The organism is Pseudomonas serbica (assembly GCF_028823535.1).
In the GTDB taxonomy this organism is placed as follows: domain Bacteria; phylum Pseudomonadota; class Gammaproteobacteria; order Pseudomonadales; family Pseudomonadaceae; genus Aquipseudomonas; species Aquipseudomonas serbica.
Window position 1 is genome coordinate 76,618 of record NZ_JAQIYM010000009.1, and the last position, 25,947, is coordinate 102,564.

Genomic DNA, 25,947 nt, shown 5'->3' on the forward strand with positions numbered 1-25,947 from the left:
TGGATCAGTACAAAAAATGCGATGCTTGAACATAGTTTGTTTCTGAAATCGGGCAAATCATGGATCGTCTACAAGCAATGCGGGTGTTCGTCACGGTGGTCGATCTGGGCAGCCAATCGGCCGCCGCCGATCATCTGGAGCTTTCAAGGCCGGTGGTTTCGCGTTACCTGGCGGAACTGGAAGATTGGGTCGGCGCACGCCTGATGCACCGCACCACGCGCAAATTGAGCCTGACCGCCGCCGGCAGCGAAATACTGCCGCGCTGCCGGCAGATGCTCGACTTGTCCACGGACATGCAGGCCGCCGTCAGCGTGCCGGACGATGCACCCCGTGGCCTGCTGCGCATCAGCGTCAGCACCTCGTTCGGCCAGGCGCAACTGGCCGATGCCATGGCGGCCTACGTCAAGCGCTATCCCGGTGTCAGCATCGACCTGCAGATGCTCGATCGCACGGTGAACCTGGTGGATGAGCGCATCGACCTGGCGATTCGTACCAGCAATGACCTGGACCCCAACCTGATTGCCCGTCGCTTGACGGTGTGTCGCTCGGTGATCTGCGCCGCCCCTGCCTACCTGCGCGAACACCCGGCACCCCAGCGGATCGAGGACCTGAGCGCACACAATTGCCTGACCCACTCCTACTTCGGCAAAAGCCTGTGGCACTTTGAATTGAAGGGCGAGCAAGTGTCGGTGCCCGTGCAAGGCAACATCAGCGCCAACGAAGCCAGCACGCTGCTGCGCGCCACCCTGGCCGGCGCCGGTGTGGCGATGCTCCCCACTTACCAGGCCGGTGTGCACATCCACAGCGGTGAACTGGTCCGCCTGCTGCCCCAGGCCGAACCGCGGCAGATGAACGTGTACGCGGTGTATGCCTCACGCAAGCACATGCCGGCGGCGCTGCGCAGCTTGCTGGATTTTCTGGTGGCGAGGTTTCCGGAAGAACCGGAGTGGGATGTTGGCCTGTAATCGGATCAAAAATGTGGGAGCGGGCTTACTCGCGAAGAGGTCGGTACATCCGACGCAAATTTTGCGCGTGAACTACCGCTTTCGCGAGCAGGCCCGCTCCCACAAGGGGTCATCAGTGTTCTGAATACCAGGTCAAATGCGACGCCCGTAACCCTGGCAACTCACCACCCCTGACCTATGCTCAAGGTAATACCCAAGGGTATCCGTTCAGAGGTCTACGCCATGAACATCAAGACAAGAAGGTACCTCGCCATCTTCATCACCTGCGCGGTCACGCTCGGGCTATACGGTGCTGCCGCGTGGCGCGTCGAGCAGCTGCGCAATCTGCCCCGGGAGTATGCCAGCTGCAATTTCGAGCGCTGCATTCCCCACAACGCGACCCTTAACGCCCTGCGCTAAGCCGGTGGGTCAGGCGTCGTTGTCCTGATCGGCCTTCAGGCGGTCGCGGAACGCCTTCGGCGAGATTCCCACTCGGCGTCGGAACAGGCGCGTGAAGTTGGTCGGATCAGAGAACCCCAACACGTCGGACATTTCATAGATGGTCATGCTGGTGTAGGTCAGCAGTCGCTTGGCCTCCAGCAACTGCCGCTCGTGCATGATCTGCAACGCCGGTTGTCCCGCCAGCTCTCGGCAGGTGCCGTTCAGGTGAGAGACCGAAATCCCCAGGCGATGGGCCAGGTCCTCGACCTTGACGTGCTGGCGATAGGTCTCTTCCACCAGCTGGATGTAGCCATTGAGGTATTCCCGCGCCCGCTGCGGCCGTTGACTGGCCGACCGGCGCTGGATCACCTGGCGACTGACCCAGACCATGATCACGCTGACCAGCGAATGCATGAGCATTTCCCGCGCCGGTTGATGGCTGGTGTACTCGTTCTGCAACGCGCAAAACAGACTGTTCAGGTACTCGGCGTCCTGGCCTGCGGGGTAGCTCTCGGCCTGGGCCAGGGCATTCACCGAATGCCCCAGTTGCCCCTGAAGGTGCGCGATCAGGGGCGCCGCGAGGGTGACCACGAACCCCTCGACATCTTCGCTGAAGCGGAAGCCATGCACCGACAGCGGCGGCAGGATCTGGATCGCCGGATCAGTCAGTTGCGTACGTTTGCCTTCGATTTCAAGCTCTGCCTGACCTTTCAATACGAAGAGCAACTGACATAAATCGGCGTGACGGTGGGGTTTGATTTCCCATTGATGTTCGCGACTGCGTTTGGAAATGGTTTCACAGTGCAGCAAGTCCGGAGTCGGCCAATCCAGGCTTTCCCCGTAGAGCTTGAACACCGGAATCGAAGGCAGGTCAGGCTTGTTCATCACTTCAATCCAGGTTTCGGAATGGACGGCGGGCGATAATCGCACCGATTGGCAGAATGTACAGCTATCCGCTCAGTTTTCACCTTCAATTGACAGACCCGCAAGTGAAAAATGCAAGCACTCGATCCATAAAAATCATTCACCGACCCCCGTCGCGTGTAGCTTGCGAGTCATAAAAACAATGAAAACACTGAAAACCCAAGTTGCCATTATCGGTGCCGGTCCGTCCGGTTTGCTGCTCGGCCAGTTGCTGCACAACGCCGGCATCGACACGGTCATTGTCGAACGACAGGCCCCGGATTACGTGCTCGGGCGAATCCGTGCCGGCGTACTTGAACAAGGCATGGTAGAGCTGTTGCGCCAGGCCGGTGTGAGTCAGCGCATGGACGCCGAAGGGCTGGTCCACGGTGGCTTCGAACTGGCGCTGGACGGCCGCCAGGTGCATATCGATCTGCAGGCGCTGACCGGTGGCAAAACGGTGATGATCTACGGTCAGACCGAAGTCACCCGTGACCTGATGGCCGCTCGTCAGGTCGCCGGCGCGCAGACGATTTACCAGGCCGCCAATGTCGTTCCCCACGGCATGAAAACCGATGAAGCGTTCGTGACGTTCGACAAGGACGGCGAAAGCTGGCGACTCGATTGTGACTATATTGCCGGTTGCGACGGGTTCCATGGCGTAGCGCGGCAGGCGATACCCGCCGAATGCCTGAAGGTCTTCGAACGGGTCTACCCGTTCGGCTGGCTGGGGATTCTCGCCGATACTCCGCCTGTGCACGAAGAATTGGTGTACGCCCGCCATGCGCGGGGCTTTGCCTTGTGCAGCATGCGTTCGGCCACGCGCACCCGCTATTACCTGCAGGTGCCAGCGGACGAAAAGGTCGAGGCCTGGTCCGACCAACGCTTCTGGGATGAACTCAAGACCCGCCTGCCCTCATCCTTGGCGGACAATCTGGTGACCGGTCCATCCATCGAAAAGAGCATCGCGCCATTGCGCAGTTTCGTGGTCGAACCGATGCAGTATGGGCGCATGTTCCTGGTCGGCGACGCGGCGCACATTGTCCCGCCCACCGGCGCCAAGGGCCTGAACCTGGCGGCCAGCGATGTCAGCACTCTGTTCAATATCCTGCTCAAGGTTTACCGCGAAGGCCGTCTCGATCTGCTCGAGAAGTACTCCGAGGTCTGTCTGCGTCGGGTGTGGAAAGCCGAGCGGTTTTCCTGGTGGATGACCTCGATGCTGCACCGTTTCGATGATCACGACGCCTTCAGCCAGCGCATTGCCGAATCGGAGCTGGATTACTTCGTCGACTCCGAAGCGGGCCGCAAGACCATTGCGGAAAATTACGTCGGTCTTCCCTATGAGGCTATCGAATAGCTTGCTACCGACTTAAACTGGCGAGCATCCCGCTCGCCTTGCCTCTGGCGGGTCTATCACTGCCGCAGGTTTCCCCGTGACCACTCTCCACCAGCCTGAATTGCCCAAACCGGCCATCCGCAGCGTGCTGATCGCGCTGATGCTGGCCATTTTTCTCGGCGCACTGGACCAGACCATCGTTGCCGTGTCGATGCCGGCCATTTCCGCGCAGTTCAAGGACGTCAGCCTGCTGGCCTGGGTGATTTCCGGCTACATGGTGGCAATGACGGTGGCGGTGCCGATCTACGGCAAACTGGGTGACCTGTACGGCCGGCGCAAACTGATGCTGTTCGGCATGGGCCTGTTCACCCTCGCGTCGTTGTTCTGCGGCATGGCCCAGAGCATGGAACAGCTGGTGCTGGCGCGCATTCTCCAGGGGATCGGTGCCGGTGGCATGATCTCGGTCAGCCAGGCGATCATCGGCGACATCGTGCCACCCCGCGAGCGCGGCCGCTATCAGGGCTACTTCAGCAGCATGTATGCGGTCGCCAGCGTGGCCGGTCCGGTTCTGGGCGGGTACATGACCGAATATCTGTCCTGGCGCTGGGTCTTCCTGATCAATCTGCCGCTGGGCCTGGGGGCGTGGCTGGTGGCCAATCGCACCCTGGTGGGCTTGCCGATTCCACAACGCAAGCCGGTGATCGATTACCTCGGCACGCTGTTGATGATCATCGGGCTGACGGCCTTGCTGCTGGGCATCACCCAGTTCGGCCAGGGCCATTCCTGGCGCAGTGCCGAAGTCCTGGGTTTGCTGGCGTGTGCGACAGCTGTGCTGGGCCTGTTCGTGCTGCATGAACGACGAGCGGCGGAGCCCTTGCTGCCGATGCACCTGTTTGCCAACCGTAATGCGATCCTGTGCTGGTGCACGATCTTCTTCACCAGCTTCCAGGCCATCTCGTTGATCGTGCTGATGCCGCTGCGTTTCCAGAGTGTCACCGGTGCCGGCGCAGACGCCGCCGCCCTGCACCTGTTGCCGCTGGCCATTGGCTTGCCGATCGGTGCGTATTTTGCCGGCCGCCGTACCTCCATCACCGGGCGCTATAAGCCGATGATCCTGGGCGGCGCTCTGCTGATGCCACTGGCGATTCTCGGCATGGCGTTCAGCCCGCCCCAAGCCTTTTTGCTCAGCAGCCTGTTCATGCTGCTCTGTGGGATCGCCTCGGGGATGCAGTTTCCAACCTCTCTGGTCGGCACGCAGAACTCGGTGCAACAGCGCGACATCGGCGTGGCCACCAGCACCACCAACCTGTTCCGCTCATTGGGTGGTGCGGTGGGCGTTGCATTGATGTCGGCGCTGTTGCTGGCGTTGTTGCAGGATTCGAGCTTCACCCACTTGGCCGGCGCTTCACTGCTGGGCGAGGGTCACTCGGGCAATGTCTTGCTGGACGGCCTGAATGCCGCGCCGGGAGATGCTCAAAACGCCTTGCGCGCTGAATTGCTGCTGACTTTCCGGCATTTGCTGATGATGAGCGCGGCTGTATCGCTGCTGGGTTTGGCGGCGGCGATTGCCATGCCGAACATGTTGTTGCGCGGGCGCGAAGATAAAGTCCTGTAGGAGCCCGGCTTGCCGGCGAACCAGACGCTGCGGTGTGTCTTCAATACCGCGTTATCGTTTTTCGCCGGCAAGCCGGGCTCCTGCAGGTCTGCAATCTCAAGGACTGTAGTAACCCACCGCCACCAGGAAATGCCCGACCTTCTTCAGGTAGGCATGCTTGTTCTCGACCTTCCCGGTCACCGGGTTTTTCCAGCGGTACTCATACTCGCCGTAATCCTGTTTCGCGATGAGCGCCAGCATCGGCTCACCCACCGGTTTGCCATCCGGATCCTTGATCAGGCTGAAATCAGTGTTGATCAATCGCAGGTTGGTGCCATGGGCCACGTAGCGCCCGGTATCGAGGTCGACGACAAAGACATACAGGTCATCCTGCAGATAGCCGCCCTTGAGGGAGTTGATCGCTGCCAGGGTGCCCTTCTCGTCCTTGGCCAGGTCGGTTGCCGCCTTGTTCAGCAAGGCCATGGCCTGTTCCGCCGAGGCCCGGGGCAAGTAGTAGCCAACCGCGAGAATGCGCTGGCCGACGCGCTGATAGTAGACATGCTTGCGCTCGACCTTGCCGTCGGACCAGTTCTGCCACCGGTACTCCGCTTGCTGGATGCCATTGCCCTCGGGCGTTTTCAGCGCATCCTTGAAGGCCTTCTGCAGATCCGGCCCCAGCACATCCGACACATCCCGGCCAATCAGCGCCGCCGAAGGCCCGCCGCTGGCGAGCATCACACCCTTGGTATCGACAACGAAGACATACCGGTCCTGATCGACGAACTCGCCCTGGCGGCTGAACGCGGCAAAGGCCTTGTCGCCATTGTCGTGGTAGTAGGCCAAGGCCTTTTCCAGCAAGGCGATGGCGGCCTGGCTGTCAGCCTTTTGCGTTTGGGCCGCTTGAACCTGGCCCAGGCACATCAGCAGCATGCCGCATAACCAGGCCAACTTGTGCACAACTCCCATGGCGTGTCCCTCGTTCTTTTTTGATGTTTCAAGAGCGTAGACGGCAATGGCGTGGGTGCGGGAGGGATTCATTCCCGGCGAACCGGGAATGAAGCAGGGCTTACTGGCGAGTGCGCAACTGCTGTTGCAGGTGCTGGATCTGCGCTTGCAGGGAGTTGATGGTCCGGGTGACCTGGCTGCGGAACGCATCGAACTCCGCCAGGTTGGCGCTTTGAGAAGCGCCCGGACGGTTGTCCTGCTGGCTTTTGAGGACAACGATGTCCTGCTCCAGACGGTCGATGGCGGCGCTCGGATTCCCCTGTTTCTTCAGCGCCGTGATGTCAGCTCCCAGGCTTTTAAGCTGCGCATCGAATTTTTCGGTGTCCGCCGGGGTATTTTTCAGGGTTGTCAGTTCAGCGCTCAAGGCTTTGACCTGCGCCTGCAGTTGCGTATCGGCATTCTGTTGTTCGGTGTACTGGGCCGCCATTTGGGCCAGGCGCTTGTCCAGATCGCTGGTTTGCGCGGTCATCTGCGCCAGGCGCTTGTCCAGGTCCGAAGCCTGGCCGGCGACGCCCTGTTGTTGCTTGCCCTGATCCTGCAACTGGTTTTCCAGCTGTTTGATTTGCAGCTTCAGCGCTTCGCTGTCGGTGGTGACGTTAGTCTGGCTGGCGACCACCTTGCCGGAAATGTCCTGCAGGCGCCCCGCCGCTTCTTCACTGATTCGCGCAAAGCTTTCCTGGGTCGCCACCAACTGCTGCTCCATCAGCGAAATCTGCTGGAAGCTCCACCAGGCCAGGCCCGCGAAGGCAAAGAACAAGGCGCCGACCAGGGCCCACAATGGCCCGGTGCTCGCCGCCTTGACCTTGACCACGGGCGGCGTGCGCGAATGCATGGTGGTGCGGGTGTTCTTGGGGAAATCATCGTCATCGAGGATGTCTGCACGCAGGCTCGGTACATCGTCGAAGTCATCGTTGGCATCGTTACGCATGGACATTGAGTCAACCTTTGTGAAACGCGGTGATGGCTTGATGCGGCGCAGTATAACCTTCATGGCCGCATCGATTGACCCTGAACCCGAGCCCTTGTTCAGTGCAGCGGGTATCAGCGGATGTCCTGAGCCTTCCACCACGCGCAGAATTCATCGAGCGCGGTCCAGAGACTGACCTTGGGGTCGTAGTCCAGATAATGCCGGGCGCGGCTGATATCCAGGGTGAAATTCTTGTTCATGACCTGCATGCCCAGGCGCGACAGGGTCGGCTCCGGTCGTCCCGGCCACAGCTTGCAGACCCCCTCGTTGAGCGCCGCGACGCTGTAACCCAGGCCGTAGGAACGGTAGCGCGTCACTTGTGGGACTTCCATCCTGCGCATGACGTAATTGACTACGTCCCACAACGGGATCGGCGCTCCGTTACTGATGTTGTACACCTTGCCCAAGGCTGAACCGCTGGCCAGCAAGCTGCTGAGCAAGGCTTCATTGAGGTTTTGCACACTGGTGAAATCGACCTTGTTCAAACCGTTGCCAATGATCGCCAGACGTCCCTTGCGCTGCATGTTGAGCAACCGCGGGAAGATGCTCATGTCCCCCGCGCCGGTGACGAAACGCGGGCGAAGCGCTACGGTTTCAAGGCCAAACTCCTGGGCACCGAAGACTTTTTGCTCCGCCAGGTACTTGGTCGCGGCATAGGGGTGCTTGAAGCGTTTGGGCACTTGCTCTTCGGTCAGCCCCAGGTGATCGCGGCCATCGAAATAGATCGACGGCGACGACAGATGCACCAGACGCCGCACCCGCTGTTTCAGGCAGGCTTCGACCACGTTTTCGGTGACCTGGACGTTGCCCAGATGAAAGTCCTGATAACGCCCCCACAGGCCAACGGCACCGGCGCAATGCACCACGGCCTCAACCTCGGAACACAAGTCGCGTGCCAGGAGCGGGTCGCTCAAGTCCCCCTGGATAAATTCGGCGCCGCGGCGCACCAGATGCTCGACACTTTCGGCCCGGCGACCGGTGACCCGCACGTCCAGGCCCTGCTCCAGGGCGAAACGCGCAAAGCGCCCGCCAATGAAGCCGCTTGCGCCGGTGACCAGAATCTTCATGTATTGCTCCGAATATTTCGTTTTGCGTTTTGCGTTTTGCATATTGCGTAGGGCGTGAGGACTTGACGCTGCCCGTCAGTCCAACGGCACCAACCATTGCTTCGACGCCTGCACCAATTGCTCGGTCAGCAACCCCAGCAACTGCCCGCCATTGCGCCAATGATGCCAGTACAGCGGCACGTCGATCGGTTTATCTGGCAGAAGCTCCAGCAAAATGCCGCGCTCCAGTTGCTCGCGCACCTGCAATTCCGGCACCAGGCCCCAACCCAGTCCGGCTTCGGTGAGGCGGATAAAGCCTTCAGACGATGGGCACAGATGGTGTTCGAAACCGCCATCAACGCCCAGGGACGCCAGGTAGCGATGCTGCAGGAAGTCGTCCGGGCCGAACACCAGCGCCGGGGTACGGGCCAACTGGTCGGCACGTATGCCTTGAGGAAAGTGCCGTGCAATGAACGCCGGACTGGCCAAGGCCCGGTAACGCATGGCGCCGAGCAACACGCTGCGCGCACCGGCTACCGGGCGCTCGCTGGCACAGAGGCACGCGGCGACTTCGCCGGCGCGCATGCGTTTGAGGCCAACGGTTTGATCCTCTACCACCAGATCCATCAACAGCTGTTGCTCTGCGCAAAAATCCCCCACTGCCTGGGCCCACCAAGTCGCCAGGCTGTCGGCATTCAGGGCGATCCGCAGGCGCTCCGGCAGGCCCTCTTCGTCCAGCGCCGGCACCAGCGTCTGCAAATCCCGCTCAAGCAGCCGCACCTGTTGCACGTGGTTGAGCAGACGCCGGCCGATCTCGGTGGGTGACGGCGGCGTACCCCGCACCAATACCGGTTGGCCGACCCGTGCCTCGAGCAATTTGATGCGCTGGGAGATCGCCGATTGCGACAAACCCAACACTTGGGCGGCCCGTTCGAAACCGGCCTGCTCAACCACCGCAGCCAAGGCAGAAAGCAATTTATAGTCGAACATCAGTTTTCCTAATGAGCGATCAGCAATATTGGTTTTTCTTATACAGGCTCGTACCCGACAATAGCCAGCAAGAACTCTTCAAAAGGACCACTGATATGGCTGGCGAAACTTCATTGGCAACGCTGCTACGCAGCATGAGCCCGCAACTCAACGCCGGCGAGTACGTGTTCTGCACCCTGGGCGACGGCCAGTTGCCTGCGGGCCTGGAAATCGTCGGCAGCTTTCGCGAGCAGGAAGGCCTGACCGTGATTGTCGAACGTTCCCGCGCCGAGCAGGCGGGCTTGAGCTTCGACTATGTCGCCGCGTGGATCACCCTGAACGTGCATTCGGCCCTTGAAGCCGTCGGCCTCACCGCTGCATTCGCCACGGCGCTGGGCCAGGCCCGGATCAGCTGCAATGTGATCGCCGGTTATTACCACGACCATTTGTTTGTCGGTCAGGCCGACGCCGAACGCGCCCTGCAAGTGTTGCGCGACCTGGCGACGAACGCGGAGTAACTACCATGTGGCAAAGCTATGTGAACGGCCTGTTGGTGGCCTTCGGACTGATCATGGCGATCGGCACGCAGAATGCGTTTGTGCTGGCGCAAAGTCTGCGCCGCGAACATCACCTGCCGGTGGCGGCACTCTGCGTTGCCTGTGATGCCTTGCTGGTGGCTGCCGGTGTATTTGGCCTGGCGACGGTGCTGGCACAGAACCCGACACTGCTGGCCATCGCCCGTTGGGGCGGCGCTGCGTTTCTGTTGTGGTACGGCAGTCAGGCGCTGCGCCGTGCCTGCTCGAAACAGAGCCTGCAACAGGGTGAAAACCAGACTGTGCGCTCGCTGCGCGCGGTAATGCTCAGCGCCTTGGCGGTAACGCTGCTCAATCCGCATGTCTATCTGGACACCGTATTGCTGATCGGCTCCCTCGGCGCACAGCAAACAGAACCCGGCGCTTATGTGGTGGGGGCGGCGAGTGCTTCGTTGTTGTGGTTTTTCACCCTGGCGCTCGGCGCGGCATGGCTGGCGCCGTGGCTGGCACGGCCAAGCACCTGGCGTATTCTTGACCTGCTGGTGGCCGTGATGATGTTCGCCGTAGCATTGCAACTGATCAGTGCTGGCTGATTTATTCCAAAAGGCTCTGGAACCTCTATTCCACACAGTTGTTGCGTGGTTATGCCGCACCCCCGGTGCTATGATCCGATCCCTGCGCCGCAAAGAGTACAAACTCCCGGCGCTTGTTTGGCCGCCCGTGATCGGCCTTGCGCTCACCGCAACAGACCTGATTAGGAGAATCATCATGGCTTTCGAATTGCCGCCACTGCCGTACGCACACGATGCCCTGCAGCCGCACATCTCCAAGGAAACCCTGGAGTTTCACCACGACAAGCACCACAACACCTATGTCGTGAACCTGAACAACCTGGTGCCAGGCACCGAGTTCGAAGGCAAGACCCTGGAAGAGATCGTCAAGACTTCCTCGGGCGGCATCTTCAACAACGCCGCTCAAGTGTGGAACCACACTTTCTACTGGAACTGCCTGGCACCAAACGCTGGCGGTCAACCAACCGGCGCGCTGGCGGAAGCCATCAACGCAGCCTTCGGTTCGTTCGACAAGTTCAAGGAAGAGTTCAGCAAGACTTCCATCGGCACCTTCGGTTCCGGTTGGGGCTGGCTGGTGAAGAAAGCTGACGGCTCCCTGGGCCTGGCCAGCACCATCGGCGCCGGCAACCCGCTGACCAACGGCGACACCCCGCTGCTGACCTGCGACGTCTGGGAACACGCTTACTACATCGACTACCGCAACCTGCGTCCGAAGTACGTTGAAGCGTTCTGGAACCTGGTCAACTGGAAATTCGTGGCTGAGCAGTTCGAAGGCAAGACCTTCACCGCTTAAGCTCGACGCTCCTGAAAAACCCGGCTTTCTTGCCGGGTTTTTTTATGCCTGAAGAAACCGCAGGCAATAAAAAACCCGCTGATTCGTCAGCGGGTTTTTTATTGCGACGATCCAAGGATCAGAAATCCTCCAACCGCCACACTTCATAAGCCGGTGTCTCATAGGGATGGCTCTGCTTCAGAGCCTCCACTACCGGGCGAATCAACTCATCGGCCACCACAAGCTCGACCTTCCATTCCTCGACCTGTTCGACCTGCCCTGCCTCGCCAATGAACGGCTGGCTGCCGTCCAGTGGGCGAAACTGGCCCTGGCCCAATACCTGCCAGGCGCAGTGATCGTAAGCGCCGATCCGCCCGCCACCGGCAGCGAAAACGGCGCTCTTGACCGATTCGACATGACTGTCGGGAACGAAGAACGCAAGCTTGTACACGGCTATCAGTTCACCCACACACGCGCATTACGGAACATACGCATCCAAGGTGCGTCTTCATTCCAGTCTTCCGAACGCCACGAGTTCTGCACGGCACGGAACACACGCTCCGGGTGCGGCATCATGATGGTCACGCGACCGTCGCGGCTGGTCAAACCGGTGATCCCGCGCGGCGAGCCATTCGGGTTGGCCGGGTAGCTTTCGGTGACCTTGCCGTGGTTATCGACAAAACGCATCGCCACGCAACCGGACAGATCGGCTTCCAGCAACGCTTCTTCACTGGCGAACTCGGCATGGCCTTCACCGTGGGCGATGGCGATCGGCATGCGCGAACCGGCCATGCCCTGCAGGAAGATCGAGTTAGATTCCTGGATTTGCACCATGGCCACACGGGCTTCGAACTGCTCGGAACGGTTACGCACGAAGTGCGGCCAGAACTCGCTGCCCGGGATCAGCTCGTGCAGGTTGGACATCATCTGGCAACCGTTGCACACGCCTAGGGTGAAGCTGTCGTTACGCTCGAAGAAGCCCTGGAACGCATCGCGGGCACGGCTGTTGAACAGTGCCGACTTGGCCCAGCCCTCACCGGCACCCAGTACGTCGCCGTAGGAGAAACCGCCACAAGCCACCAGGCCCTTGAACTCGTTCAGGTCGACACGACCGGCCAGAATGTCGCTCATGTGCACGTCGATCGCATTGAAACCGGCGCGGTCGAAGGCAGCCGCCATTTCCACCTGACCGTTGACGCCCTGCTCACGCAGCACGGCAACCTGTGGGCGGATGCCTTTCTTGATGTAAGGCGCGGCGATGTCCTGGTTGACGTCGTAGCTCAGCTTGACGCTCAGGCCCGGGTTGTCTTCTTCCAGCAGCACGTCGAACTCTTGATCGGCGCAATCGGCGTTATCACGCAGACGCTGGATCTGGTAGCTGGTCTCGGCCCACTGGCGTTGCAGCAGACGACGCTGGCCTTCGAACACGGTGTCACCGTTGAAGGTGATGTTGATCTGGCCATTGTTGATTGGCTGACCGATCACCGACACGCATTCGCCCAGACCGGCAGCGCTGAACTGCGCGAGGATGTCTGCGGTAGCGTCCTGGCGAACCTGGATCACGGCGCCCAGTTCTTCGTTGAACAGGATCGCGGCGATGTCAGCGGAAGTTTCCGCCAGGCCGTCGAGATTCAGGCTCAGGCCGCAATGACCGGCAAACGCCATCTCGACCACGCTGGTCAGCAGACCACCGTCGGAACGGTCGTGGTAGGCCAGCAGGTGACCGTCGGCGTTGAGGCCCTGGATCACCGCGAAGAAAGCCTTCAAGTCTTCAGCATCGTCGACGTCCGGCGCCTGCTTGCCGAGCTTGCCGTGAACCTGGGCCAGGATCGAGGCGCCCATGCGGTTCTGGCCACGGCCCAGGTCGATCAGGATCAGGTCGGTGGTGCCCTTGTCCATGCGCAGTTGCGGGGTCAGGGTCTGACGGATGTCAGTCACTGGCGCGAAACCGGTCACGATCAGGGACATCGGCGAAGTGACGGATTTGTCGACGCCTTCATCGTTCCAGCGCGTGGCCATGGACATCGAGTCCTTGCCCACCGGAATGGTGATGCCCAGCTCAGGGCACAGTTCCATGCCGACTGCCTTCACGGTGTCGTACAGACGCGCGTCTTCACCCGGGTGACCAGCGGCGGACATCCAGTTCGCCGACAACTTGATGTCGGAGATCTTGCCGATGCGCGAAGCGGCGATGTTGGTCAGGGTTTCGCCGATGGCCATGCGGCCCGACGCCGGAGCGTCCAGCAGTGCCAGCGGCGTACGCTCGCCCATGGCCATGGCTTCACCGGTGTAGACGTCGAAGCTGGTGGCGGTGACGGCAACGTCAGCCACCGGAACCTGCCACGGGCCGACCATCTGGTCACGGGCCACGAGGCCGGTGATGGTGCGGTCGCCGATAGTGATCAGGAAGCTCTTGCTCGCCACGGCCGGGTGATGCAGGACGCGCTCGACGCATTCGCCGATGTCCAGGGTCGACGGATCGAAATCGTCGCCCAGCTCGTTTTCACGCACCACCGAACGGTGCATGCGCGGGGCTTTGCCCAGCAGCACTTCGAGTGGCATGTCCACCGGGCTGTTGCCGAAGTGGCTGTCGGTGACAGTCAGCTGCGGTTCGGCAGTGGCTTCGCCGACGACGGCAAACGGGCAACGCTCGCGTTCGCAGATCGCCTTGAAGCGCTCGAAGTCGGCCGGGCCGACTGCCAGCACGTAACGTTCCTGGGATTCGTTGGACCAGATTTCGTGCGGGGCCATGCCCGGCTCGTCGTTTGGAATGTTGCGCAGTTCGAAACGGCCACCGCGGTCGCCGTCGTTGACCAGTTCCGGGAAGGCGTTGGACAGGCCGCCCGCACCCACGTCGTGGATGAAGCTGATCGGGTTCTTTTCGCCCAGCTGCCAGCAACGGTCGATCACTTCCTGGCAACGACGCTCCATCTCAGGGTTTTCACGCTGTACGGAAGCGAAGTCCAGGTCGGCCGAGCTGGTGCCGGTGGCCATGGAGGAAGCCGCGCCGCCGCCCAGGCCGATCAGCATTGCCGGGCCGCCGAGCACGATCAGCTTGGAGCCAACGACGATCTCGCCTTTCTTGACGTGTTCTTCACGGATGTTGCCCATGCCGCCGGCCAGCATGATCGGCTTGTGGTAACCACGCACTTCGTCGCCGTGCGGGGTGCTGATCGACTGTTCGAAGGTACGGAAGTAGCCGGTCAGCGCCGGACGACCGAATTCGTTGTTGAACGCAGCGCCGCCCAGCGGGCCCTCGATCATGATGTCCAGTGCGGTCACGATTCGCTCGGGCTTGCCGTACGGCACTTCCCACGGCTGTTCGAAACCCGGGATCTGCAGGTTGGACACGGTGAAGCCGGTCAAGCCAGCCTTCGGCTTGGCGCCGCGACCGGTCGCGCCTTCGTCGCGGATCTCGCCACCGGAACCGGTGGAGGCGCCCGGGAACGGGGCAATCGCGGTCGGGTGGTTGTGGGTCTCGACTTTCATCAGGATGTGCACCGGCTCCTGCACCGCGCCGTACTGGCGGGTTTCAGGGTCCGGGAAGAAGCGCCCGGCCACGGAGCCGACGATTACCGAAGCGTTGTCCTTGTAAGCCGACAGGACACCTTCGCTGTGCATCACGTAGGTGTTCTTGATCATGCCGAACAGGCTTTTTTCCTGGCTCTCGCCGTCGATGTCCCAACTGGCGTTGAAGATCTTGTGACGGCAGTGCTCGGAGTTCGCCTGGGCGAACATCATCAGTTCGATGTCGTGCGGGTTGCGCTTCAAGCCGACGAAGGCGTTGACCAGGTAGTCGATCTCGTCTTCGGCCAGGGCCAGGCCCAGCTCGGTGTTGGCTTTTTCCAGCGCAGCGCGGCCGCCACCCAGCACGTCGATCGCGGTCAGGGGCTTGGGTTCGGCGTGGCTGAACAGGCCGGCGGCCTGCTCCAGGTTGCCCAGGACGATCTGGGTCATGCGGTCGTGCAGTGCATCGGCAATCAGCTGGGCGTCAGCATCGCTGAACTGGCCGGCCACGTAGAAGGCAATGCCGCGCTCCAGGCGCTGGATCTTGGTCAGGCCGCAGTTGCGAGCGATGTCGCTGGCCTTGCTCGACCAGGGCGAGATGGTGCCGAAACGCGGCAACACCAGGAACAGACGACCGGTCGGTTCCTGGACGGGAACGCTTGGACCGTACTTCAGAAGGCGCGCCAGCACCTGCTGTTCGTCGCCGGTCAGGACGCCGGCAACTTCGGCGAAGTGAGCGAATTCAGCATACAGGCCGCTGACAGCCGGAACCTTCTGGCTCAGTTGCTCAAGGAGCTTGCTGTGGCGAAAGGCAGAAAGGGCAGGAGCGCCGCGCAGGATCAACATCTTCGGGACAGCCTCGGGAAGGGGTGTGCTTTGAGGCCGTGCATTCTAGCCTAAACAGCCCGCGACAGCACCCGAAACGCTACGCACGGTTGCACCCGAGTGTCGATCTGTGTTTCTGCCCCGAAAGTCAGGTTAATCGGGCGTGTAGCCACAGCTTATTTTTACTGTATCAAAATGCACAAAAGGCCCATTCCTGCGGGGTTTCGTCCGTTTTTCCCATCGCTAGCAGATAGGCCCTTCGCTGTCGAGATATGGCGCCCGTGGTCCTTTGCGTATACTGCGCAGATGTTTTCCCCAATGGCTTTGCGTCCGCGGTACGCCAAATGGCTGATCGCAACCGGACTCTTCCTGATGCTCAGTGGCTGTGTTGATAAACCCAACACACTGGAGCGCGTAAAGGAGGATGGTGTGCTGCGGGTGGTTACCCGAAACAGCCCCGCCACCTACTTTCAGGATCGCAACGGTGAAACCGGCTTCGAATACGAGCTGGTGAAGCGCTTCGCCGACGATCTGGGGGTCGAGCTCAAGATCGAGACGGCCGACAACCTCGACGACCTGTTCGACCAGGTGGGCAAGCCCAATGGCCCGGTACTGGCGGCCGCCGGCCTGGTCAGCAGCGAAGCGCGCAAGAAGCAGGTGCGGTTTTCCCATTCCTACCTGGAAGTAACGCCGCAGGTCATCTATCGCAACGGCCAGTCGCGCCCCACCGACGCCAAGGATCTGGTCGGCAAGAAGATCATGGTGCTCAAGGGCAGCACCCACGCCGAGCAACTCGCACAACTGAAACAGAAGTTTCCTGGCATCGAATACGAAGAATCCGACGCGGTCGAGGTCGTGGATCTCCTGCGCATGGTCGACGAAGGTCAGATCGATCTGACACTGGTCGACTCCAATGAAGTCGCGATGAACCAGGTGTACTTCACCAACATCCGGGTCGCCTTCGACCTGGGGGATGCCAGCAACCAGAGCTGGGCCGTGGCGCCGGGCGACGACAACAGCCTGCTCAACGAGATCAACGAGTACCTCGACAAGGTCAAGAAGAACGGCACCCTGCAACGCCTCAAGGACCGTTACTACGGGCATGTCGATGTACTCGGCTACATGGGCGCCACCACCTTTGCCCAGCACTTGCAGCAACGCCTGCCCAAGTACGAACAGCACTTCAAGGCGTACGCCAAGAAAGAGAAAGTCGACTGGCGCCTGCTGGCGGCCGTCGGTTATCAGGAGTCGTTGTGGCAACCGGCCGTGACCTCCAAGACTGGCGTGCGTGGCCTGATGATGCTGACCCAGAACACCGCGCAAGCCATGGGCGTGTCCAACCGCCTCGATCCGAAGCAGAGCATCATGGGTGGCGCCAAGTACCTGGCCTACATGAAGGACCAACTGGACGACTCGATCCAGGAACCGGACCGCACCTGGTTTGCCCTGGCCGCCTACAACGTTGGCAGCGGGCACCTCGACGACGCCCGCAAGCTGGCGGCCAAGGAAGGGTTGAATCCGGACAAATGGCTGGATGTGAAAAAAATCCTGCCGCGCCTGTCCGAGAAGAAGTGGTACAGCAAGACCCGCTACGGTTACGCCCGTGGCGGCGAGCCGGTGCATTTCGTGGCGAACATCCGTCGCTACTACGACATCCTGACCTGGGTCACGCAGCCGCAGCTTGAAGGCGACCAGGTGGCCGAGGGCAACCTGCATGTGCCGGGGATCGACAAATCAAAACCGACGCAGGAACCTGCGCCGCTCTAACAGTCACCGCAAAGCAAATGTGGGAGCGGGCTTGCTCGCGAAAGCGGTGTCTCAGCCAACAAAGATGTTGAATGATAATCCGCATTCGCGAGCAGGCTCGCCCCCACAGTAGTTTTGGGTTGACCTTTAAGCCTTGGTAGCCGCCGCCAGAATCAGCGCCTTCATCTCCGAAACAGCCGACTTGAAGCCCACGAACAACGCATGGGCCACCAGTGCATGGCCGATGTTCAGCTCGTTGATGCCCTTGATCGCCGCCACTGCCTCGACGTTGTGATAATGCAGGCCGTGGCCGGCATTGACGATCAGGCCTTGAGTCAGGCCGAACGCTACGCCGTCGGCAACACGCTTGAGTTCCTCAGCCACTTCGATCGGCGTCTCGGCATCGGCATAACGTCCGGTGTGCAGTTCGATGGCTGGCGCACCGACGCGACGCGACGCTTCGATCTGTCGCTCGTCGGCATCGATGAACAGCGACACTTCCGAGCCGATCTTCGACAGGCGCTCTACGGCAGCCTTGATCCGCGCTTCCTGCCCCGCCACATCCAGTCCGCCTTCGGTCGTCAGCTCCTGACGGGTCTCCGGCACCAGGCAGATGTGCGCCGGGCGAATGCGCTCGGCGAACTGCATCATTTCTTCGGTGACGCCCATTTCGAAGTTCATGCGGGTTTGCAGCACGTCCTTGAGCAGCAGCACGTCGCGCTCCTGGATGTGCCGGCGGTCTTCGCGCAGGTGCACGGTGATGCCGTCAGCGCCCGCCTCTTCCGCATCCAGTGCCGCCTTGACCGGGTCCGGGTAGCGCGTGCCCCGGGCCTGACGCAGGGTGGCAACGTGGTCGATGTTTACGCCAAGAAGAATGCGGGTGCTGGTGGTCACGGAAGCGCTCCAGAATCAGAAAAAGTTCGGTACACAGCATACGGGGAGACTACGGCTTGCGAAACAGCTCGCGACTGACCAGGGGCCGACCACCCAGGTGAACGGCCAGCGCCTGGCGCATCAAACGCTTGGCCGCCGACAACGCACCCGGTGCGCTCCAGTCGGCGTCAGCCATGGCCAGCAGTTCGGCGCCATTGAACAACCCGGGTTGCAGCAGATAGACCCGCTCCAGTCCCGCATCGACCTGCAAACGGTAAAGACCGTCGGGCGCAATGGCTTCGTCATGGATATCGGCAGTCAGTGAAAAGCCGTAGCCCAGATCATCCAGCAGGCGCCATTCGAACGACCGCAGCAACGGCTCCAGCGCTCGACCTTCGGCCAGGGCCAGCAACGTCGCGGCATAGTGGTCGAACACCGAAGGGAAAGGGTCTTCGGCGGGCAGCAGGCGAATCAACAGCTCATTGAGGTACAGCCCGCTGAACAGCGCCTCGCCGTTGAGCCAGGTGGCGATGCCGGCACTCTCCATGCGCCCGACGTTCTTCAGTTCGCCACGCCCGCGAAACTCGACCTCCAGCGGCACGAACGGCCGCGCCAGCGTCCCGGCCTTGCCCCGCGCACTGCGCAATACCGCCCGCAGCCGACCTTGCGGCGTCAGGAAGTCGACCAGGGCGCTGCTTTCGCGGTAGGCGCGGGAGTGGAGGACGTAGGCGGGTTGGGGGATGGGTTGGGACATGGAATTCTCAATGAAGGACTGCTGCTTTCAGACACCCCAAAACCACTGTGGGAGCGGGCTTGCTCGCGATGGGGGACTAACATTCAACAGAGTTGTTGACTGATAGACCGCTATCGTGAGCAGGCTCGCTCCCACAGTTTTATCACCTGTGCTCAGGTATTACAGGTCGCCGTAACCCAGCGAACGCAAGGCGCGCTCGTCATCGGACCAGCCGCCCTTCACCTTGACCCACAGGTTGAGCATGATCTTGGAGTCGAACAGCAGCTCCATGTCCTTGCGCGCCTCGGTGCCGATGCGCTTGATGCGCTCGCCCTTGTCGCCAATGATGATCTTCTTCTGGCCATCACGCTCGACCAGGATCAGTGCATGGATGTGCAGCGTCTTGCCCTGCTGCTTGAACTCTTCGATTTCGACGGTGATCTGGTACGGCAGCTCGGCGCCCAGCTGGCGCATGATTTTTTCCCGTACCAGTTCGGCAGCAAGGAAACGGCTGCTGCGGTCGGTGATCTGGTCTTCCGGGAAGAAGTGATCGTTCTCCGGCAGATGGTCAGCGATGACCTTTTCCAGTGCGTCGAGGTTGTGCCCGTGCTGCGCGGAAATCGGGATGATCTGCGCGTTCGGCAGCTGCTCCTGCAACCAGCTCAGGTGCGGCATCAGCTCGGCCTTGTCTTCGATGCGATCGGTCTTGTTCAAGGCCACGATCAGCGGACCGGTCACGTACTGGACGCGTTCGAGGACCATCTGGTCTTCTTCGGTCCACTTGGTGCGATCAACCACGAAGATCACCACGTCGACGTCTTTCAACGCCGCCGAAGCGGTTTTGTTCATGTAGCGGTTCAGGGCCTTTTCGCCGCCCTTGTGCATACCGGGCGTATCGACGTAGATCGCCTGCACATCACCCTCGGTCTTGATGCCGAGCATGTTGTGACGGGTGGTTTGCGGCTTGCGCGAGGTGATCGCCAGCTTCTGGCCGAGGATGTGGTTCAGCAGCGTGGACTTGCCCACGTTCGGACGGCCGACGATGGCAACATAGCCACAGCGCGTTGCATTTGTATCAGTCATTGCCATTCTCCACACCCAGGGCAATCAGTGCTGCGGCGGCCGCTACCTGTTCGGCAATACGACGGCTCACACCTTGACCTCGGCTTTTTTCATTCAATAGGGTGATTTCACATTCGACGAAGAACGTCCGGCAATGCGGCTCACCCTGGATATCCACCACTTCGTAACGCGGCAGCTCGCAACCACGGGACTGCAGGAATTCCTGCAGGCGGGTCTTTGGATCTTTGTTGGTGTCGACCAGCGTCAGGCCTTCGAACTCTCCAGCCAGCCAGGCCAGCACGCGCTCGCGTGCCACTTCCATGCCCGCGTCCAGGTAGATCGCACCAATCAGCGCTTCCAGGGCATCGGCCAGAATTGACTCGCGACGGAAACCGCCGCTTTTCAATTCACCGGAGCCCAGGCGCAGGTATTCGCCCAGATCGAAACCACGGGCCAGTACAGCCAGGGTTTCACCTTTGACCAGGCGTGCGCGCAAACGCGACAGCTGGCCTTCGCGAGCCAGCGGGAAGCGATCGAACAAGGCTTCGCCAGCAACGAAATTGAGGATGGCATCACCCAGGAATTCCAGGCGCTCGTTGTTGCGCCCGGCAAAACTGCGGTGAGTCAGGGCCAGGACCATCAGTTCCTGATCCTTGAAGGTGTAGCCGAGCTGACGCTCGAGACGGCTTAAGGAGACGCTCACGGTTTACCCACGCTGAGTTCGTGGTTGGATTCCACCGCCATCGCCGTGAGTCGGCGCAGGCTTGGGACAATTAACGCTGTGTTCAAAAATAACGTCCTGAATATCGTTGTTTTCATGCTTCTGTCGCCGATTGTGCCGACTCCAGAAATGCATTCGGCGCTGTGTTCAACAGCGCCGTGTTTGATTACTGGATCAGGCCAACCCGCGAGAAATTCGGCAGGTGACTGAGTTTGGGTTCCGGCCAGCTCATCCAGACCGCGAAGGCCTTGCCGACGATATTCTTGTCGGGAACCATGCCCAGCAGATCCTTGGGAATAGCTGGATCATCCCAGTAGCGACTGTCGTTGGAGTTGTCGCGGTTGTCGCCCATCATGAAGTAGTGCCCGGCTGGCACGGCCCACGAACGGTCCGGCGTTGCGCGATAACGGCTCATTTCCTTGCGGATCAAGTGCTCGGCGGCACCGAGTTTTTCCTTGTAGAGCTCGGCGCTGCCCAGCGTGCCCGGCTCGGAGCCGATCAGCTTCTCGGCAATCGACTCGCCGTTGACGAACAGACGCTTGTCAGCGGTATACCGCACCGTGTCGCCCGGCAGCCCGACTACACGCTTGATGTAGTTGACGTTCGGATCGCTCGGGAAGCGGAATACCATCACATCGCCACGCTGTGGCTCACCGACTTCGATGATTTTCTTGTCGATCACCGGCAAGCGAATCCCGTAGGAAAACTTGCTCACCAGAATGAAGTCGCCGACGTCCAGGGTCGGTTTCATCGAGCCGGACGGGATCTGGAACGGTTCCACCAGGAACGAACGCAGTACCAGCACGATGAACAACACCGGGAAGAACGACTTGCCGTATTCGACCAGCAGCGGTTCCTTGCTCAGCTTCTCGACCACCACCCCATCAGGCTGGCTGACGCTGCCCTGATAAGAAGCGATGGCGGCACGCCGACGCGGTGCCAGGATCAACAGATCAAGCAACGCCAACAGGCCGCAGACGAACACGGCGATGACCAGCAACAGCGGGAAATTTAGTGACATAGGACCTAACTATCCAACCTGAGCACGGCAAGGAAGGCTTCTTGTGGAATTTCCACGTTGCCGACCTGCTTCATGCGTTTTTTACCGGCCTTTTGCTTTTCCAGCAGCTTTTTCTTACGGCTGACGTCACCGCCGTAGCATTTGGCCAATACGTTCTTTCTGAGCGCCTTGACGGTTGTACGCGCCACAATCTGCCCGCCAATGGCGGCCTGGATTGCCACGTCGAACATCTGCCGCGGAATCAGTTCTTTCATCTTCTCGGTCAACTGGCGACCTTTGTAGTGCGCATTGTCACGGTGCACGATCAACGCCAGGGCGTCGACCTTGTCGCCGTTGATCAGCACGTCCAGTTTCACCAGACTAGCCGATTGGTAACGATCGAAATGGTAATCCAGCGAAGCATAGCCGCGGCTGGTGGACTTCAGGCGATCGAAGAAGTCCAGCACCACTTCGTTCATCGGCAAGTCGTAGGTCACCTGGACCTGGGAGCCGAGGAACAGCATGTCGACCTGCACACCGCGTTTTTCGATGCACAGGGTAATGACGTTGCCCAGGTGCTCTTGCGGCACAAGGATGTTGGCGCGCACGATCGGCTCGCGCATGTCTTCGATCGACGACAGATCCGGCAACTTCGACGGGTTATCGACGTAGATCGTCTCACCGGTCTTGAGCAGCAGCTCGAAGATTACCGTCGGCGCCGTGGTGATCAGGTCCAGGTCGTACTCGCGCTCCAGGCGCTCCTGGATGATCTCCATGTGCAGCATGCCGAGGAAGCCGCAACGGAAGCCGAAGCCCAGGGCGTCGGAGCTTTCCGGGGTGTACTGCAGCGACGAGTCGTTCAGGGTGAGCTTTTGCAGGGCTTCACGGAAGTCTTCGAAGTCGTCGGAGCTGACCGGGAAAAGGCCGGCGTAGACCTGCGGCTGAATGCGCTTGAAGCCTGGCAGCACATCGACGTCCGGCGTCGAGCTCAAGGTCAGGGTGTCACCCACCGGTGCACCGTGAATGTCCTTGATACCGGCGATGATGAAGCCTACTTCACCGGCCTTGAGGTCGACGGTAGCGGTGTGTTTCGGGTTGAACACGCCCACGCTGTCCACCAGGTGGATCTTGCCGGTGGACTTGACCAGGATCTTGTCGCCCTTCTTCACGCGACCGTGGCGCACGCGCACCAGGGACACGACGCCCAGGTAGTTGTCGAACCAGGAGTCGATGATCAACGCCTGCAGCGGATCTTCGATGTTGCCGGTCGGAGCAGGAATGGTGGTGACCAGACGCTCCAGCACTTCATCGACGCCCAGGCCGGTCTTGGCACTGCAAGTGACCGCGTCGGTGGCATCGATGCCGATGATTTTTTCGATTTCTTCTTTTACGCGGTCCGGATCGGCCTGTGGCAGGTCGATCTTGTTCAGGACCGGCATCACTTCCAGGCCCTGCTCGATCGCCGTGTAGCAGTTGGCAACCGATTGCGCTTCAACGCCTTGACCGGCATCGACCACCAGCAGCGCGCCTTCACAGGCTGCCAGCGAACGGCTCACCTCATAGGTGAAGTCCACGTGACCGGGCGTATCGATGAAGTTCAGTTGGTAGGTGACGCCATCGCGAGCCTTGTAATACAGCGTGACGCTGTGCGCCTTGATGGTGATCCCGCGCTCACGCTCAAGATCCATGGAATCCAGTACCTGGGCTTCCATTTCACGCTCGGCCAGGCCGCCGCACATCTGGATGAAGCGATCGGCCAGCGTCGACTTGCCATGGTCAATGTGGGCGATGATGGAGAAATTGCGGATATGACTCAAATCACTCACGGATCAACACTCAAAAAGGCTGCAGGCATAGCCCGCCGAAAAATAGCCGGGAATTGTACCTGATCCACGGCGCAAGCGTCACGTTTGCAGGCCAGACGGCCCGTACAAAAACGCCCCGGTCTTGCGACAGGGGCGTTTTTATCACCAGTCAAGCGTCGAACAGACCGCCATCAACCAGCGCGACGCAACAACCAGAGCCCGGCCAGGGCACAGATACTGGCGGGCACAAGCACCGCAAACAGTGGCGAGAAACCGAAGACCAGGCTCGAAGGACCCAGCAAATCCTGGGCTATACGGAAGGTGAAACCCACCAGTACACCGGTAAACACCCGCTGACCGAGGGTCACTGAGCGCAACGGACCAAAGATGAAGGAAATCGCCATCAGTACCAGGGCAGCGGTGACCAGCGGCTGCAACACCTTGACCCAAAACGCCAGCCAGTAACGGCCATTGTTCAGCCCCTGGTCCGCCAGATAGTGGATGTAGCCCCACAGCCCCGAGATCGATAGCGATTCCGGCGCCATGACCACCGTACTCAACAGTTGCGGGCTCAACGCCACATCCCAGCGCTCGACCGGGGCGGTCACCACTTCGGTGTTCTTCTCATGAAAAACCGTGGTGGTGACATCGGACAGCTGCCAGTGATCCTTGTCGAACTCCGCGCGCTTGGCGAAGCTGGCCGACAGCATGTGGCGTTCCTTGTCGAAGTGATAACGGGTCACGCCATACAGCAGGCCATTGGGTTGCACGGAGTTGACGTGGATGAATTCGTCACCCTGGCGATGCCACAGGCCGTGCTTGGCGCTTTGCGCGTCGCCACTGCCCTGGGCCAGCGAACGGTTGGCCTGGGCGGTGCTTTCGGTCGCCGGCGCAACGTATTCGCCGATCAGCACGCCCACCACCATCAGCACCAGCATCGGCTTCATGACCGCCCAGACGATTCGCCCGATGGACACGCCAGCCGCACGCATGATGGTCAGCTCGCTGTTGCTGGCCAGGCTGCCGAGGCCGATCAGGCAGCCGATCAGGGCTGCCATCGGCAACATGTCGTAGAGCCGGCGTGGCGCCGTCAACAATACGTAGCTCAGGACATCGAGCAAGGTATAGGTATCGCTGGCGTCGCCCATTTCGTCGATGAAGGCGAACAACGTGGCCAGGCCGAGAATGATCCCCAGTACCGCCAGGATCGCCACGAACACGCTGCTACCAATGTAGCGGTCGAGCTTAACCACGGGCCACCTCCAGCGCACTGCGGCGACTCGCCCTCTTCAACTGCAAGGGCTCCCAGTAGAGCAAGCCCAGGCCGATGACCAGGAATATCCCGTGCACCCACCACAACCCCAACGCCGGCGGGATCTTGCCCTTTTCGAGGGCGCCGCGAGCAGCAATCAGGATGGTCAGGTAGGCCATATAAAGAAGGATTGCCGGCAACAGTTTGAGGAAACGGCCCTGGCGCGGATTGACCCGCGACAGCGGCACCGCCATCAAGGTCACGATGAACACCAGCAACGGCAGGGACAGGCGCCATTGCAGCTCGGTGCGGGAACGGAGGTCGTCGCTGCCCAGCAAGGAGCTCGTGGGCATGGCGTCCCGGTCGGTCACTTCGTCGCTCACGTCCGGCTTGGGCAGCAGCACGCCGTATTCGTCGTACTTGATTGCCCGGTAATCGGCCTGACCTGGATTACCGTCATAGCGGTAGCCGTTGTCGAGGATCAGGTAGCGGTTGCCGTCAGGGCGGATTTCCTGCCGGCCTTTTTCCGCCACCAGCACCGAGATCCCGCGATCCTTCTTGTCGGAACTGACGTTCTTTTGCGAAATGAAGACCCCGGCCAGATTGATGCGGTCGTCCGACAACTTCTCGGTATAGGTTACCCGCGTGCCGTCGCGCAGGGCCTGGAAACGGCCAGGCTCAAGGGTGTCGAACTCGGTCAGGGCATCCTGCTTGTTCAGCAGCAACTGGAACTGATTGGCGCCCTGTGGCGCCAGGCTCAGACTCAACCAGGCAACGATCAGCGCAACCAGGGTTGCCGGGAACAGGGTCATGCGAAACAGGCGTTGCTGGCTCATGCCCGTGGCCGACAGCACGGTCATCTCGCTTTCCAGGTAAAGGCGGCCATAGGCCAGCAGGATCCCGAGAAACAGGCCCAGGGGCAGGATCAGCTGCAGGAACCCCGGCAGGCGAAAGCCCATGATGAGGAACAGCGAGCCCGGGTCCAGCTGACCCGATGCTGCCTGCGCGAGGTACTTGATGAAGCGTCCACTCATGATGATGACCAGCAACACCGCACTGACGGCACTCAAGGTCAACAGGACTTCGCGGGATAGATAACGGAAGACAATCAAACCAGACACTCCAGGGTTGTCAGGCTAAGGCGGCCAAACAAGCAAACACATCAGACAGCCCACAATGCAGAACTGCCGAAAAAAAAGATGGCGCATTATCCTGTGATTGGGTCCGCCTGTCACTGCGCAATGCATTGGCGCGGGTGTAGGAGCGAGCTTGCTCCGGGCGGCGATCCGACGATGGTCGTCAACGATAACGCGGAAAACCTGCACCCCCTCGGCGCCCCCA

The 25,947-nt window shown here is 60.7% G+C and carries 23 protein-coding genes; 8 read left to right on the plus strand and 15 right to left on the minus strand.

What is annotated here, in order from left to right:
* Positions 1–59 precede the first annotated feature (59 nt).
* Together NQL71_RS16055 and NQL71_RS16060 are read left to right on the plus strand one after the other, a co-directional pair.
* On the plus strand, positions 60–965 hold the full coding sequence (locus tag NQL71_RS16055; protein WP_218639279.1) for a LysR family transcriptional regulator: 906 nt from the start codon (positions 60–62) through the stop codon (positions 963–965).
* A gap of 222 nt (positions 966–1,187) precedes the next feature.
* Positions 1,188–1,364 carry a hypothetical protein gene (locus NQL71_RS16060; RefSeq protein ID WP_162837843.1) on the plus strand — a complete coding sequence of 59 codons (177 nt, stop codon included), beginning with the start codon at positions 1,188–1,190 and terminating at the stop codon, positions 1,362–1,364.
* 9 nt (positions 1,365–1,373) lie between these two features.
* Here NQL71_RS16060 and NQL71_RS16065 read toward each other — a convergent pair whose 3' ends face one another.
* Positions 1,374–2,270, minus strand: coding sequence for a helix-turn-helix domain-containing protein (locus NQL71_RS16065; RefSeq protein WP_274643007.1), 897 nt, complete (start codon positions 2,268–2,270; stop codon positions 1,374–1,376).
* A 190-nt stretch (positions 2,271–2,460) separates the two neighbouring features.
* Here NQL71_RS16065 and pobA point away from each other — a divergent pair, with 190 nt between their 5' ends.
* Together pobA and NQL71_RS16075 are read left to right on the plus strand one after the other, a co-directional pair.
* Positions 2,461–3,645: a 4-hydroxybenzoate 3-monooxygenase gene (gene pobA / locus NQL71_RS16070; protein ID WP_274643055.1), complete on the plus strand. Its 1,185-nt coding sequence runs from the start codon at positions 2,461–2,463 to the stop codon at positions 3,643–3,645.
* 76 nt (positions 3,646–3,721) lie between these two features.
* Positions 3,722–5,239 carry an MDR family MFS transporter gene (locus NQL71_RS16075; protein WP_274643008.1) on the plus strand — a complete coding sequence of 506 codons (1,518 nt, stop codon included), beginning with the start codon at positions 3,722–3,724 and terminating at the stop codon, positions 5,237–5,239.
* Between the two features lie 96 nt (positions 5,240–5,335).
* Here the strand turns inward: NQL71_RS16075 and NQL71_RS16080 are convergent, their stop codons facing one another.
* The 4 genes from NQL71_RS16080 to NQL71_RS16095 form a co-directional block, all read right to left on the minus strand.
* Positions 5,336–6,184 (minus strand): cache domain-containing protein, encoded by an 849-nt coding sequence (locus tag NQL71_RS16080; RefSeq protein WP_046818861.1) that lies wholly within the window; start codon positions 6,182–6,184, stop codon positions 5,336–5,338.
* A gap of 100 nt (positions 6,185–6,284) precedes the next feature.
* The gene (locus NQL71_RS16085; protein WP_046818862.1) at positions 6,285–7,157 is read right to left on the minus strand and encodes a hypothetical protein; all 873 of its coding nucleotides are present in this window, start codon (positions 7,155–7,157) and stop codon (positions 6,285–6,287) included.
* 107 nt (positions 7,158–7,264) lie between these two features.
* A complete protein-coding gene (locus tag NQL71_RS16090) occupies positions 7,265–8,257 on the minus strand; it encodes an NAD-dependent epimerase/dehydratase family protein (RefSeq protein WP_274643009.1) in 993 nt (330 codons plus the stop codon).
* Positions 8,258–8,332: 75 nt separating this feature from the next.
* Positions 8,333–9,226 carry a LysR family transcriptional regulator ArgP gene (locus NQL71_RS16095; protein ID WP_274643010.1) on the minus strand — a complete coding sequence of 298 codons (894 nt, stop codon included), beginning with the start codon at positions 9,224–9,226 and terminating at the stop codon, positions 8,333–8,335.
* Between the two features lie 95 nt (positions 9,227–9,321).
* On the opposite strand from NQL71_RS16095, the gene NQL71_RS16100 reads away from it, so the two are divergent.
* From NQL71_RS16100 to NQL71_RS16110, 3 genes are all read left to right on the plus strand, one after another.
* A complete protein-coding gene (locus NQL71_RS16100; RefSeq protein ID WP_248686851.1) occupies positions 9,322–9,723 on the plus strand; it encodes an ACT domain-containing protein in 402 nt (133 codons plus the stop codon).
* 5 nt (positions 9,724–9,728) lie between these two features.
* The gene (locus NQL71_RS16105) at positions 9,729–10,331 is read left to right on the plus strand and encodes a LysE/ArgO family amino acid transporter (protein WP_046818866.1); all 603 of its coding nucleotides are present in this window, start codon (positions 9,729–9,731) and stop codon (positions 10,329–10,331) included.
* A 175-nt stretch (positions 10,332–10,506) separates the two neighbouring features.
* Positions 10,507–11,103, plus strand: a complete 597-nt coding sequence (locus NQL71_RS16110) for a superoxide dismutase (RefSeq protein WP_008052532.1) — start codon at positions 10,507–10,509, stop codon at positions 11,101–11,103.
* Between the two features lie 118 nt (positions 11,104–11,221).
* Here the strand turns inward: NQL71_RS16110 and NQL71_RS16115 are convergent, their stop codons facing one another.
* Both NQL71_RS16115 and purL read right to left on the minus strand, forming a co-directional pair.
* Positions 11,222–11,533 (minus strand): YqfO family protein, encoded by a 312-nt coding sequence (locus NQL71_RS16115; RefSeq protein WP_077185250.1) that lies wholly within the window; start codon positions 11,531–11,533, stop codon positions 11,222–11,224.
* A gap of 5 nt (positions 11,534–11,538) precedes the next feature.
* Positions 11,539–15,435, minus strand: coding sequence for a phosphoribosylformylglycinamidine synthase (purL, locus tag NQL71_RS16120; protein WP_274643011.1), 3,897 nt, complete (start codon positions 15,433–15,435; stop codon positions 11,539–11,541).
* Positions 15,436–15,720: 285 nt separating this feature from the next.
* On the opposite strand from purL, the gene mltF reads away from it, so the two are divergent.
* Complete coding sequence (mltF, locus tag NQL71_RS16125; protein ID WP_046818869.1) at positions 15,721–17,181, plus strand: membrane-bound lytic murein transglycosylase MltF; 1,461 nt, start codon at positions 15,721–15,723, stop codon at positions 17,179–17,181.
* A 126-nt stretch (positions 17,182–17,307) separates the two neighbouring features.
* On the opposite strand, the gene pdxJ is transcribed toward mltF, so the two are convergent.
* From pdxJ to lptF, 8 genes are all read right to left on the minus strand, one after another.
* Positions 17,308–18,054 (minus strand): pyridoxine 5'-phosphate synthase, encoded by a 747-nt coding sequence (gene pdxJ, locus NQL71_RS16130; RefSeq protein ID WP_248686849.1) that lies wholly within the window; start codon positions 18,052–18,054, stop codon positions 17,308–17,310.
* Positions 18,055–18,103: 49 nt separating this feature from the next.
* Positions 18,104–18,787, minus strand: a complete 684-nt coding sequence (recO, locus tag NQL71_RS16135) for a DNA repair protein RecO (protein WP_046818871.1) — start codon at positions 18,785–18,787, stop codon at positions 18,104–18,106.
* Between the two features lie 159 nt (positions 18,788–18,946).
* On the minus strand, positions 18,947–19,849 hold the full coding sequence (gene era / locus NQL71_RS16140; RefSeq protein WP_046818872.1) for a GTPase Era: 903 nt from the start codon (positions 19,847–19,849) through the stop codon (positions 18,947–18,949).
* Positions 19,842–20,531, minus strand: coding sequence for a ribonuclease III (gene rnc / locus NQL71_RS16145; protein ID WP_008056598.1), 690 nt, complete (start codon positions 20,529–20,531; stop codon positions 19,842–19,844). Before rnc ends, era begins: the two co-directional genes overlap by 8 nt.
* 184 nt (positions 20,532–20,715) lie before the next feature.
* Complete coding sequence (gene lepB / locus NQL71_RS16150) at positions 20,716–21,570, minus strand: signal peptidase I (protein WP_248686847.1); 855 nt, start codon at positions 21,568–21,570, stop codon at positions 20,716–20,718.
* A 5-nt stretch (positions 21,571–21,575) separates the two neighbouring features.
* Positions 21,576–23,375, minus strand: a complete 1,800-nt coding sequence (gene lepA / locus NQL71_RS16155) for a translation elongation factor 4 (RefSeq protein ID WP_046818874.1) — start codon at positions 23,373–23,375, stop codon at positions 21,576–21,578.
* 170 nt (positions 23,376–23,545) lie between these two features.
* Positions 23,546–24,607 (minus strand): LPS export ABC transporter permease LptG, encoded by a 1,062-nt coding sequence (gene lptG, locus NQL71_RS16160; RefSeq protein WP_046818875.1) that lies wholly within the window; start codon positions 24,605–24,607, stop codon positions 23,546–23,548.
* Positions 24,600–25,718 (minus strand): LPS export ABC transporter permease LptF, encoded by a 1,119-nt coding sequence (gene lptF, locus NQL71_RS16165; RefSeq protein ID WP_046818876.1) that lies wholly within the window; start codon positions 25,716–25,718, stop codon positions 24,600–24,602. The genes lptG and lptF overlap by 8 nt, the downstream gene beginning before the upstream one ends.
* Positions 25,719–25,947 lie beyond the last annotated feature (229 nt).

Bases quoted from the DNA above. Each gene is read 5' to 3' on its own strand.
- NQL71_RS16055 (WP_218639279.1), top strand. From the start codon at position 60: ATGGATCGTCTACAAGCAATGCGGGTGTTCGTCACGGTGGTCGATCTG.
- NQL71_RS16060 (WP_162837843.1), top strand. From the start codon at position 1,188: ATGAACATCAAGACAAGAAGGTACCTCGCCATCTTCATCACCTGCGCG.
- NQL71_RS16065 (WP_274643007.1), bottom strand. From the start codon at position 2,270: ATGAACAAGCCTGACCTGCCTTCGATTCCGGTGTTCAAGCTCTACGGG.
- NQL71_RS16080 (WP_046818861.1), bottom strand. From the start codon at position 6,184: ATGGGAGTTGTGCACAAGTTGGCCTGGTTATGCGGCATGCTGCTGATG.
- NQL71_RS16085 (WP_046818862.1), bottom strand. From the start codon at position 7,157: ATGTCCATGCGTAACGATGCCAACGATGACTTCGACGATGTACCGAGC.
- NQL71_RS16090 (WP_274643009.1), bottom strand. From the start codon at position 8,257: ATGAAGATTCTGGTCACCGGCGCAAGCGGCTTCATTGGCGGGCGCTTT.
- NQL71_RS16095 (WP_274643010.1), bottom strand. From the start codon at position 9,226: ATGTTCGACTATAAATTGCTTTCTGCCTTGGCTGCGGTGGTTGAGCAG.
- NQL71_RS16100 (WP_248686851.1), top strand. From the start codon at position 9,322: ATGGCTGGCGAAACTTCATTGGCAACGCTGCTACGCAGCATGAGCCCG.
- NQL71_RS16105 (WP_046818866.1), top strand. From the start codon at position 9,729: ATGTGGCAAAGCTATGTGAACGGCCTGTTGGTGGCCTTCGGACTGATC.
- NQL71_RS16110 (WP_008052532.1), top strand. From the start codon at position 10,507: ATGGCTTTCGAATTGCCGCCACTGCCGTACGCACACGATGCCCTGCAG.
- purL (WP_274643011.1), bottom strand. From the start codon at position 15,435: ATGTTGATCCTGCGCGGCGCTCCTGCCCTTTCTGCCTTTCGCCACAGC.
- mltF (WP_046818869.1), top strand. From the start codon at position 15,721: ATGTTTTCCCCAATGGCTTTGCGTCCGCGGTACGCCAAATGGCTGATC.
- recO (WP_046818871.1), bottom strand. From the start codon at position 18,787: ATGTCCCAACCCATCCCCCAACCCGCCTACGTCCTCCACTCCCGCGCC.
- era (WP_046818872.1), bottom strand. From the start codon at position 19,849: ATGACTGATACAAATGCAACGCGCTGTGGCTATGTTGCCATCGTCGGC.
- lepB (WP_248686847.1), bottom strand. From the start codon at position 21,570: ATGTCACTAAATTTCCCGCTGTTGCTGGTCATCGCCGTGTTCGTCTGC.